This window comes from Psychrobacter sp. T6-1 (assembly GCF_052258445.1).
In genome coordinates, this window is record NZ_JBQQFC010000762.1 from 1 (window position 1) to 603 (window position 603).

At 44.8% G+C, this 603-nt stretch carries 1 protein-coding gene; it reads left to right on the plus strand.

Annotated features, from left to right (window positions below):
* Positions 1-603, plus strand: a 603-nt coding sequence (locus ACTXGO_RS15850; protein WP_443575197.1) for a sterol desaturase family protein, incomplete at both ends; no start/stop codon positions are given.

Consider the following 603-nt stretch of genomic DNA (forward strand, 5'->3'; position numbering starts at 1 on the left):
CATCAATAATATCATTTTGGCGTCATTATTGATCCTCGTTTGGCCACTACTCAAGCTCACTGGCGTGCATAATGGCGAGTTGCCTGCTTGGTATTTTATCATCGCGCAACTGGTGTTTTTTGTGCTGCTCGATGATTTCTTATACTACTGGATGCATCGCTATATGCATGAGAATAAGTGGCTGCTTAAACATATCCATAGCGTGCATCATCGCATTCATAATACCTGCGGCATCAATGGCAATTATATGCACTGGGTCGAGTATTCGCTCACAGCAACGCTTACCTTAGTCGGTCCAATTCTCTTGGGCGCGCACATTTATGTAGTGTGGCTTTGGGTCATCTTGCGTCAGGTAGAAGGCGCGGACGGTCATATCGGCTATGATATTCCATGGAATCCTGCGCATCTATTACCCGTCTACGAAGGCCCTGTCTATCATGACTTTCATCATGCCAAATTTAAAGGCAACTACGCAGGGTTCTTACCTTATCTAGACAAGTATATGGGCAAAACGCATATCCCTGCTTATCTAAGCTACCTAAAAGCAAAAGCCAAAGGGCTTACACCGCTGGAGATTGAACAAAATGAGCTACAAGCGAAGAA